General features: G+C 62.3%; 2 protein-coding genes and 1 pseudogene. All 3 read left to right on the top strand.

Going from position 1 to position 2,287, the window contains the following annotated elements:
• A partial coding sequence (gene fliG / locus WFM46_RS23545) for a flagellar motor switch protein FliG (protein WP_336998702.1) occupies positions 1–907 on the top strand: 907 nt, incomplete at its 5' end.
• The gene (fliH, locus tag WFM46_RS23540) at positions 900–1,607 is read left to right on the top strand and encodes a flagellar assembly protein FliH (RefSeq protein ID WP_103180144.1); all 708 of its coding nucleotides are present in this window, start codon (positions 900–902) and stop codon (positions 1,605–1,607) included. The genes fliG and fliH, both read left to right, overlap by 8 nt.
• Positions 1,607–2,287: pseudogene (gene fliI, locus WFM46_RS23535) on the top strand (flagellum-specific ATP synthase FliI); the annotation flags it as partial. The gene fliH and the pseudogene fliI, both read left to right, overlap by 1 nt.

Raw genomic sequence — 2,287 nt, 5'->3', positions numbered from 1 at the left:
CCAGCGCGAAGTGCAGATTCTCAGTGCGGCAATGGCCAACGTGCGTCAGATCTCCAACAAACAGCTGACCGACGTATTGTCGGAGTTTGAGCAGGAAGCGGAACAGTTTGCGGCGCTCAACGTCAATGCCAACGAATACCTGCGTTCGGTGTTGGTCAAAGCCCTCGGCGAAGAGCGTGCCGCCAGCCTCCTGGAGGATATTCTCGAAACCCGCGATACCGCCAGCGGCATCGAAACGCTCAACTTTATGGAGCCGCAGACCGCAGCCGATCTTATTCGCGACGAACATCCGCAGATCATCGCCACCATCCTGGTTCACCTTAAGCGTGGTCAGGCGGCCGATATTCTGGCGCTGTTCGACGAGCGCCTGCGTCACGATGTGATGCTGCGTATCGCCACCTTCGGCGGCGTCCAGCCGGCGGCGCTGGCGGAACTGACCGAGGTACTGAATGGCCTGCTCGATGGCCAGAACCTTAAGCGCAGCAAAATGGGCGGCGTGAGAACGGCGGCCGAAATTATCAACCTGATGAAAACGCAGCAGGAAGAGGCGGTTATTACCGCAGTGCGCGAATTCGACGGCGAACTGGCGCAGAAAATTATCGACGAAATGTTCCTGTTCGAAAACCTGGTCGACGTGGACGACCGCAGTATCCAGCGCCTGCTGCAGGAAGTGGACTCCGAATCGCTGCTTATCGCCCTCAAAGGCGCCGAACAGCCGCTGCGCGAGAAGTTCCTGCGCAACATGTCCCAGCGTGCGGCGGATATCCTGCGCGACGACCTTGCCAACCGTGGCCCGGTCCGTCTGTCTCAGGTGGAAAACGAACAGAAAGCGATCCTGCTTATTGTGCGTCGTCTGGCAGAAACCGGCGAGATGGTGGTAGGCAGCGGCGAGGATACCTATGTCTGATGAACTGCCGTGGAAAGTCTGGACCCCGGACGATCTCTCCCCTCCCCGCGCGGAATTTGTGCCTGCGGCCGTCGCTTCTGCCGATCTGGGCGAGGAAGAGGACGCGCCAGAGCTGAGCGAAGAGGAGCAGCGCGCGCAGCAGCTGGCGCAGATCCAGATGCAGGCGCACGATCAAGGCTACGCGGCCGGTCTGAACGAAGGCCGGCAGAAAGGCCAGGAGCAGGGCTATCAGGAAGGTCTGACTCAGGGGCTGGCCCAGGGGTTAGAACAGGCGCGTTCGCAGCAGGCGCCGATCCATGCCCGGATGCAGCAGCTGGTGAGCGAGTTCCAGAATACCCTGGACGCGCTGGACAGCGTGATCGCCTCGCGCCTGATGCAGATGGCGCTCGAGGCGGCACGCCAGGTGATTGGCCATACGCCGCCAGTGGATAACTCTTCGCTTATCAAACAGATCCAGGGGTTGCTGCAGCAGGAGCCCTTGTTCAGCGGCAAACCGCAGCTGCGCGTCCACCCGGACGATCTGCAGCGCGTGGAAGAGATGCTCGGCGCGACCCTGAGCCTGCACGGCTGGCGTCTGCGCGGCGATCCGACCCTGCATCACGGCGGCTGCAAAGTCTCTGCCGATGAAGGGGATCTGGATGCCAGCGTGGCAACCCGCTGGCAGGAACTGTGCCGCCTGGCGGCACCGGGAGTCATCTGATGACCGCTCGCCTCACCCGTTGGCTCACCACCCTCGACAACTTTGAAGCGAAGATGGCGCAACTGCCCCCCGTTCGTCGCTATGGCCGCTTAACCCGCGCCACCGGTCTGGTACTTGAGGCGACGGGCTTGCAACTGCCGCTGGGGGCCACTTGCATTATCGAACGGCAAGACGGCAACGAGATCCACGAAGTCGAGAGCGAAGTGGTCGGCTTTAACGGCCAGCGTCTGTTCTTAATGCCGCTGGAAGAGGTCGAAGGCGTGCTGCCCGGCGCGCGGGTCTATGCCAAAAATTTCTCCAGCGACGGACTGCACAGCGGCAAGCAACTGCCGCTCGGCCCGGCGCTGCTCGGACGGGTGCTGGACGGCGCCGGTAAGCCGCTGGATGGCCTGCCCGCCCCCGACACCACCGAAACCGGGGCGCTGGTCACACCGCCCTTCAACCCGTTACAACGCACCCCAATCGAACACGTACTGGATACCGGCGTGCGCCCGATCAACGCCCTGCTGACCGTCGGTCGCGGCCAGCGTATGGGCCTTTTTGCCGGCTCCGGCGTCGGAAAATCGGTGCTGCTCGGCATGATGGCCCGCTACACCCAGGCCGACGTTATCGTGGTGGGGCTGATTGGCGAGCGTGGCCGTGAAGTTAAAGATTTTATCGAGAACATCCTCGGTGCGGAG

The organism is Leclercia sp. M50 (assembly GCF_037150775.1).
Taxonomy (GTDB): domain Bacteria; phylum Pseudomonadota; class Gammaproteobacteria; order Enterobacterales; family Enterobacteriaceae; genus Enterobacter.
This window is presented reverse-complemented; position numbering and strand designations above follow the sequence as displayed.